Raw genomic sequence first — 6,966 nt, forward strand, 5'->3', positions numbered from 1 at the left:
AGTACCAGCGTACGGCCCACAGAATGATGTCACGCTGAAAATGCCGGCCTTTGAATGGGTTCATGTGCAGCTCCATCAGCAAAAGGGGATGATAAGTTTATCACCACCGACTATTTGCAACAGTGCCATCGCGAGTGGGTCAGGGTGGGACGGCTTAAAAACCCTTGTTGCAATGGCAACCAGGCTGACCGCCACCATGGCCGACGATCCGCTCAATCATGTGCTCGACGGTTATCACCGCTTCCGCCGATACGCTCCACGCATGTTGCGCCTGCTCGATCTGCGAGCTGCGCCCGTTGCACTGCCGCTTCTGGAAGCGGTGACGGCCCTTCGTACCGGTTTGAACGATGCCGCGATGACCAGCTTCTTGCGGCCCAGCTCGAAATGGCATCGCCACCTTCGGGCCCAGAGGGCTGGCGACGCTCGCCTATGGGAGATCGCGGTGCTGTTCCATCTGCGCGATGCGTTCCGCTCCGGAGATGTCTGGCTTACTAGGTCCCGGCGCTATGGCGATCTGAAACACGCACTCGTTCCGGCACAATCCATCGCGGAAGGCGGTCGTCTCGCTGTGCCATTGCGGCCGGAGGAATGGCTGGCAGACCGGCAAGCTCGCCTCGACATGCGGTTGCGCGAGCTTGGCCGTGCCGCTCGCGCAGGCACGATCCCGGGCGGGTCGATTGAAAACGGCGTTCTGCATATCGAGAAACTCGAAGCCGCCGCGCCGACAGGCGCCGAAGATCTGGTGCTCGATCTCTACAAGCAGATCCCGCCCACGCGCATCACCGATCTCCTGCTGGAGGTGGATGCGGCGACCGGCTTCACCGAAGCGTTCACCCATCTGCGCACAGGAGCACCCTGCGCTGACCGGATCGGGCTAATGAACGTTATCTTGGCGGAAGGGATCAACCTCGGCTTGCGCAAAATGGCGGATGCGACAAACACCCACACCTTCTGGGAATTGATCCGCATTGGACGGTGGCATGTCGAGGGCGAAGCCTATGACCGGGCGCTGGCCATGGTGGTCGAGGCACAGGCAGCGTTACCCATGGCCCGGTTCTGGGGCATGGGCACGTCGGCTTCGAGCGACGGACAGTTCTTCGTCGCTACAGAGCAAGGTGAGGCCATGAACCTGGTCAACGCGAAATATGGCAATACCCCGGGCCTGAAAGCCTATAGCCACGTCTCCGACCAATATGCGCCGTTCGCAACCCAGGTGATTCCTGCAACGGCAAGCGAAGCGCCTTACATCCTCGATGGCCTGCTGATGAACGATGCTGGACGCCATATCCGCGAGCAGTTCACCGACACGGGCGGCTTCACCGATCACGTCTTTGCCGCATGTGCCATTCTCGGCTACCGGTTCGCTCCGCGCATCCGCGACCTGCCATCCAAACGGCTCTACGCGTTCAATCCGTCGGCCGCCCCGGCGCACCTGCGAGCGTTGATCGGCGGAAAGGTCAACCAAGCCATGATCGAGCGCAATTGGCCCGACATCCTGCGCATCGCCGCCACCATTGCTGCCGGGACCGTCGCGCCAAGCCAGATTCTGCGGAAACTCGCCTCCTATCCGCGGCAGAACGAGCTCGCGACAGCCCTGCGGGAAGTCGGTCGCGTCGAGCGCACCCTGTTCATGATCGACTGGATTCTGGATGCCGAACTCCAACGGCGTGCCCAGATCGGGCTCAACAAAGGCGAAGCTCATCATGCGCTGAAGCGGGCAATCAGCTTCCACCGCCGCGGTGAAATCCGCGACCGTTCCGCCGAAGGCCAGCATTACCGCATCGCCGGCATGAATCTGCTCGCCGCCATCATCATCTTCTGGAACACCATGAAGCTCGGCGAGGTCGTTGCAAACCAGAAACGCGATGGAAAGCTGCTATCGCCCGATCTCTTGGCCCATGTTTCGCCGCTCGGATGGGAACACATCAATCTCACCGGAGAATATCGCTGGCCAAAGCCTTAGCGTAGGATTCCGCCCCCTCCCGCAAACGACCCCATTTTGTGATTTTGAATTAGATAATAATAAGTGATCGGCTTTGCTAATTGATGTTTTTGCTGTTGTCAGCTTAAAAGCTGAACAAGATTAAATAATGGAAATTTGATATGAATATGCGCATTCGTTTGATTGCAGGCGCAATCACCGCACTCATCGTGGGCTTTGGTTTTATGGCCTATGATAAATATACAGGCCGTGAATGGGTCGTCTCACCTGATCAGATTGAAGCGGCTCAAAGCAGTGGTAAAGCGGGTGTGGAAACACGTCCGGGCACGGTTGCGGTACGTGCAATCCGCAGCGAAGATGCGGATATACTGCCATTTAAATGGCTTGGTTATGGTTTGGTTGCAGGGTTCTTTGTCGTCTATTCAACACGCAAACCAAAAGCTGCACCAAAAGCATAATCTTTAAGTTAATCATTTTAAAAGCCTCGCTTTGCGGGGCTTTTTTATGTTGCATCTGCTAAGTTATTTTGTGGCTTTCTTCATTTCCAGACCGGAAATTAAAGCATCCAATCCATATTCAAAGGCAAAATCGGCACCTTCCGCATCGAATGTATCAAAGGCATGAGATAGAAACTGTGATGGCTGTGCAGGGGCTTCTTTTGAGGCTTGTTTGCGTTCAGAACTATCTTCGAGGGCTGCTTGCTGCTCACTGACAGAGCCCGTCGTATAATGACTGACAATCACTAATGCCCGTACGGCATCGGGCTGTTCAAATCCGCTCTCACATAAAAATCTGATCTGTTTTTCCACGCGCTCATATTGCGCACTGGTTGGGCGTGTGCCCGCATGAATGCGTGCGCCATCACGATAAGAAAGCAGTGCGCTACGAAAGCTGAGTGCATTTTCTTTTAAAAAGACACGCCAGTCTTCTCCTGTCTGAGGCACGGTGCGGGTGTGATTTTTTTCTAACATGGCTTCAGATAAGGCATCAAGCAGGGCGCGCTTATTGCGAAAATGCCAATAAAGAGCAGGTTGCTGCACCTTCAGGCGCTCGGCCAATTTTCGCGTTGTTAAATTGTCAACACCGACTTCGTTGAGAAGTTCAAGTGCAGCCTGAATAACGGTCTCACGATCCAATTTGGTCATTTTATTGCATTACCTCTTGACAATTTATCGTTGATAAAGTTTATTATCGCCAACTTATCAATGATAAATAAAAGTCACATCTATGTCAAAATCACTTATAACCGCACTCATTGTTGTCGCGCTTGATGCGATTGGTTTGGGATTAATCATGCCGGTGGTTCCGGCTTTATTAAATGAATTTGTACCGGCAGAGCAAACAGCATTTCACTATGGTGTTTTTTTATCGCTTTATGCGTTTATGCAGGTCTTTTGCGCGCCCGTTTTAGGGCGGTTATCTGACCGCTATGGACGGCGGATTATTTTGCTGGTTTCATTTTTAGGTGCCACGATTGATTATAGCATAATGGCGGCAGCGCCTGTTTTATGGGTGCTTTATATCGGCCGGATTATCTCAGGTGTTACCGGAGCAACTGGTGCAATCGCGGCATCAATTATCGCTGATACAACTAAACAGGAAGAACGTGCGCGTTGGTTTGGTTTTATGGGGGCGTGTTTTGGTGCAGGTATGATTGCAGGGCCTGCTATTGGCGGTGTTCTTGGTGATATATCTGTGCATGCGCCCTTTGTGGCAGGGGCTCTTCTCAATGCAATTGCCTTTTGTTTGGTGGCTTTCTTGTTGCCCAAAACGCCGTCACAACCGCCTGAAGGACAGCCAGCCAAAATCAATTTGTTTGAAGGCTTTCGCTTCAATTTTGCAGTTCAGGGACTTGCCAGCTTTTTTGCGTTGTTTTTTCTTATGCAGCTGATTGGGCAGGCGCCCGCCGCTTTGTGGGTGATTTATGGCGAACAGCGCTTGAATTGGGATATTGGCACAGCAGGTGTGTCGCTGGCCGTTTTTGGTGCAGCACATACATTCGTACAAGCTGTTTTAACCGGCACTCTTTCAAAGCGACTGGGTGACCGCGGTGTGTTGCTGCTTGGAATGGGCGCTGATATGTGCGGGTTTTTATTGCTGGCTTTTATCACGCAAAGCTGGATGGTTCTGCCGGCAATTTTTATGCTGGCCACAGGCGGCATTGGTATGCCTGCTTTGCAGGCCATTATTTCAGGTCTTGTTTGCGATGAAAAACAAGGTGCTTTACAGGGAACTTTAACGGGGTTGACGAATATAACCTCGATTATCGGGCCGGTCGGATTTACGACGCTTTATGGCTTAACCGCGGGGCAGTGGGATGGTTGGGTTTGGCTCGTCGCAGCAAGCCTTTATCTTATTGCTATACCATTATTGCGCCAGTCAGCCAGTTTATTGCGATCTTAAAATCTTGGCGGGAGATCAAGCAATCCCGCCAATAAAACCGCTGAGTTCATCAAGACGCACCATTGCCATGCGCATGGTGCCACGGCAATTTTGAGCTTTGCAGCGTGCGCGTCGTTCAACTTCGTCCAAATATAATTGCTCGTGTCCTCGAATTGAGCTGATCATTGCCTTATTGATATAAACAAGGCGGTTACATTTCTTGCAGGTCATTTCTAATCTTTGATGGTCTGCAAGATCACTGGCTTTATAGCGGGTTTTCCAGTTTCCGGGTGGGGATGCCATTTTCATCACCAGAAGTCTTCAGGTGAGGGAATACGGACATAGCTGATTTTACCGCCCACATGGGGTCGTTTGCGGGAGAGGGCGAAATCCTACGCTAAGGCTTTGGCCAACGATATTCTCCGGTAAGATTGATGTGTTCCCAGGGGATAGGAGAAGTCGCTTGATATCTAGTATGACGTCTGTCGCACCTGCTTGATCGCGGCCGCGATAGCTAGATCGCGTTGCTCCTCTTCTCCATCCGCGTTCCAAGCTGCGGAAAGGCACCCATAAGCGTACGCCTGGTCGAGCAGGCGACGCGGATCGACGTCCAGCGCACGAGAGAATGCGTCCGCCATCTGTGCAATGCGTCTAGGATCGAGACAAAGGTCGTCTCTGTCAGCCGGATCGTAGAACATATTGGCGGCGCCAAAGCCCACTTCACCGACCAGACCGACGGGATCTATCACCAGCCAGCCGCGACTGGAGAACATGATGTTTTCATGATGCAGATCGCCATGTAGCCCACGCAGTTCCGAGGCATTGCTCATCATTTGATCGGCTATAATCGCCGCGTGGACGTAGTCAGTTTGACAACCTGCGTTTTGATCATCGCGCGCCCGCTGAAACAAAGCTGCAAAGCGATCCCGGATCGGGAGAAGGGCAGAAGGCAGGGGTTCCTCAGATGCGGCATACAGCTTCGCCATTAGTTCCGCTGCAATTTCGGTCGCCTGGTAGTCGCCGTGCTCGGCAACGATGTGAGAGAGCATTCGCTCCCCGGCATATTCGAGCAACATCAGATTGTTCTCACGACCGAGCAACCGGACTGCTCCCCTCCCATTGCGCCATACCAGATAGTCGGCCCCGCGCAGTTCATCAGCAATGTCTTCTATAGGTTTCAATCCCTTGACGATTGCAGGAGTCCCGTCTGGCAATGAAACTTTCCAAACGAGGCTGGAAAAGGTGTCCGCACGCAATGAGAACAGGTTGCGAAACGTGCCAATGAGCAGGAAAAACAGGCGGCATGAACATCAACCCCAAGTCAGAGGGTCCAATCGCAGATAGAAGGCAAGGCGTTCGCGGTCGGGGGCTTCGATCCCCAATACATTGAATAGGACAGCGAAGGCGCGCTCTGCTTCATCTGGCGCTGCCCAGTTCTCTTCGGCGTTAGCAATCATGAGTGCCAAATCGGCATAGCGATCTGCTGTTCCGAGCCGCCCAAGGTCGATCAGACCCGTGCATTGAAGAGTTTTAGGGTCCACCATGAAGTTCGGCATGCAGGGATCACCATGGCAAACAACCATATCGGTGCGCTCTTGGTCGAGCCGCACCGGTAGCTCTCGTTCGACACGAGCCAAAAGATCGAGCTGCGGCGTACTCTTGTCCTCGTCCGGTAAGAAGTCGGGATTGACGGCATTGCGGGACACCACATCAACGGCGCGTCCGAACATTCGCGACAGCCTGCGCTCAAACGGACATTGATCAACCGATAGGCTGTGAACAGCGCCAAGTTGCTGCCCCATTGACGGCCACGCTTTGAGCAAATCCGCTCCAGACAGATCAGCCGCCGGTACTCCCGGAATTGCCGTTATCACCAAGCATGCACCCTCCTGTTCCTCCTGCCAGTTGATCACCTCGGGGCAAGCCACACCTCGACCTTTGAGCCAAATGAGGCGGTCACGCTCTCCAGCGAGCTCACCGCGGCGGGAAGCAGGTGCGATTTTCGCGAAGGCATGCCCGTCACCACGTCGAAAAACAAAATCACCAGATTCTCCGCCTCTGACAGGCAACCAGTCAGAATGCGATTCACCAAAAAAAATATTAGTTCGATTCAATGGAGGTTCCTTCAGTTTTCTGATGAAGCGCGGAGGTGGCTCATTTGTCTTTTCTCAACAACAACAAAATAATTTTATGGGGTAAAGGGGTATCCCCTTTCGGACTTCCAAACTTAATGAAATTAGTTTGGTAAAGTGCCCCATTCTGGAAAACCATTATAGCTTAGGAAGGCATTGAATCTCAATGGCAGGTATCCTATGCTTGAATGGTTTTTTAGGTATGGGAATTACAATGACAAATGAATCTTTAGAACAGAGAATTGCTAAGCAGGAAGAACGCTTAAAGCAACAGGAAGAACGCTTAAAGCAGCTTAAAGCTCAAAAGCAGGCTAAAGACGCTCGTGAAAAGGCAAAACAGAAAGAACAAAATCGAAAAAACGATACCAGACGTAAAATTTTACGGCACTGTTGCAAATAGAGATTTGAGTCGATGAAGTTCCCTTTAAAAAGTGCTTAGAGACCGAAAACCCTGTTGATTAGACACACTTCACCCTGAGGCTGACCATAATAAAATGACGATGCTTGTCC

The 6,966-nt window shown here is 52.4% G+C and carries 6 protein-coding genes and 3 pseudogenes; 4 read left to right on the forward strand and 5 right to left on the reverse strand.

Going from position 1 to position 6,966, the window contains the following annotated elements; all coding sequences use genetic code 11:
* A partial coding sequence (locus FTT98_RS16865) for a Tn3 family transposase (protein ID WP_373682959.1) occupies nucleotides 1-1,963 on the forward strand: 1,963 nt, incomplete at its 5' end.
* 140 nt (nucleotides 1,964-2,103) lie between these two features.
* On the forward strand, nucleotides 2,104-2,400 hold the full coding sequence (locus tag FTT98_RS16870) for a hypothetical protein (protein ID WP_044501921.1): 297 nt from the start codon (nucleotides 2,104-2,106) through the stop codon (nucleotides 2,398-2,400).
* Nucleotides 2,401-2,463: 63 nt separating this feature from the next.
* Here FTT98_RS16870 and tetR(Y) read toward each other — a convergent pair whose 3' ends face one another.
* Nucleotides 2,464-3,087: a tetracycline resistance transcriptional repressor TetR(Y) gene (gene tetR(Y), locus FTT98_RS16875; RefSeq protein WP_011931118.1), complete on the reverse strand. Its 624-nt coding sequence runs from the start codon at nucleotides 3,085-3,087 to the stop codon at nucleotides 2,464-2,466.
* A gap of 82 nt (nucleotides 3,088-3,169) precedes the next feature.
* Here tetR(Y) and tet(Y) point away from each other — a divergent pair, with 82 nt between their 5' ends.
* A complete protein-coding gene (tet(Y), locus tag FTT98_RS16880) occupies nucleotides 3,170-4,345 on the forward strand; it encodes a tetracycline efflux MFS transporter Tet(Y) (protein WP_011931119.1) in 1,176 nt (391 codons plus the stop codon).
* Nucleotides 4,346-4,360: 15 nt separating this feature from the next.
* On the opposite strand, the gene FTT98_RS16885 is transcribed toward tet(Y), so the two are convergent.
* From FTT98_RS16885 to aph(3'')-Ib, 3 genes and pseudogenes are all read right to left on the reverse strand, one after another.
* Complete coding sequence (locus FTT98_RS16885; RefSeq protein ID WP_052928020.1) at nucleotides 4,361-4,627, reverse strand: hypothetical protein; 267 nt, start codon at nucleotides 4,625-4,627, stop codon at nucleotides 4,361-4,363.
* Nucleotides 4,628-4,794: 167 nt separating this feature from the next.
* Nucleotides 4,795-5,635: pseudogene (locus tag FTT98_RS16890) on the reverse strand (APH(6)-I family aminoglycoside O-phosphotransferase).
* Nucleotides 5,635-6,438, reverse strand: a complete 804-nt coding sequence (aph(3'')-Ib, locus tag FTT98_RS16895; RefSeq protein ID WP_001082319.1) for an aminoglycoside O-phosphotransferase APH(3'')-Ib — start codon at nucleotides 6,436-6,438, stop codon at nucleotides 5,635-5,637. The pseudogene FTT98_RS16890 and the gene aph(3'')-Ib overlap by 1 nt, the downstream one beginning before the upstream one ends.
* Before the next feature lie 232 nt (nucleotides 6,439-6,670).
* Here aph(3'')-Ib and FTT98_RS16900 point away from each other — a divergent pair.
* Nucleotides 6,671-6,838, forward strand: a pseudogene (locus FTT98_RS16900) (mobilization protein); the annotation flags it as partial.
* A 53-nt stretch (nucleotides 6,839-6,891) separates the two neighbouring features.
* On the opposite strand, the pseudogene FTT98_RS16905 reads toward FTT98_RS16900, so the two are convergent.
* Nucleotides 6,892-6,966 (reverse strand): annotated as a pseudogene (locus tag FTT98_RS16905) (IS6 family transposase); the annotation flags it as partial.

It is taken from the genome of Acinetobacter sp. YH12039 (assembly GCF_013420015.1).
In the GTDB taxonomy this organism is placed as follows: domain Bacteria; phylum Pseudomonadota; class Gammaproteobacteria; order Pseudomonadales; family Moraxellaceae; genus Acinetobacter; species Acinetobacter amyesii.

Excerpts from the sequence above, each read along its gene's own strand:
- FTT98_RS16870 (WP_044501921.1), top strand. The coding sequence starts at position 2,104 with ATGAATATGCGCATTCGTTTGATTGCAGGCGCAATCACCGCACTCATC.
- FTT98_RS16885 (WP_052928020.1), bottom strand. The coding sequence starts at position 4,627 with ATGGCATCCCCACCCGGAAACTGGAAAACCCGCTATAAAGCCAGTGAT.